Source organism: Romboutsia sp. 13368 (assembly GCF_018336475.1).
Lineage (GTDB): Bacteria > Bacillota > Clostridia > Peptostreptococcales > Peptostreptococcaceae > Romboutsia.
In genome coordinates, this window is sequence record NZ_CP048741.1 from 1,209,429 (window position 1) to 1,209,749 (window position 321).

The 321-nt window shown below is 24.6% G+C and carries 1 pseudogene; it reads right to left on the bottom strand.

Annotated features, from left to right (window positions below):
- Positions 1-65 precede the first annotated feature (65 nt).
- A pseudogene (locus G3997_RS04925) lies at positions 66-321 on the bottom strand (hypothetical protein); the annotation flags it as partial.

Genomic DNA, 321 nt, shown 5'->3' on the forward strand with positions numbered 1-321 from the left:
TCAATTATTAAACCTAATATTTGGTAAAAATTCACTTCTTTTATTTACTAATATTTTGTATTAATCTATAAATCAACTATTATCATACCACCTTTTTGCTTATGCCCATTATCCCATAGCTCATTAAATGAAATCCACTCATACTTTCCATAGGTTATTATTTTCACAATTAAGTCATCATAAGTTTTTTTGTATCCTGCAATTATGAACCAATGCCAAACATATTCGTCTAATTTTTTATTCTTATGTTTTAATAAAAGAAATGGTATTGGAATTTCTTTATCTATTTGACTTATTACTATTTTTTGTGCAACATCTACA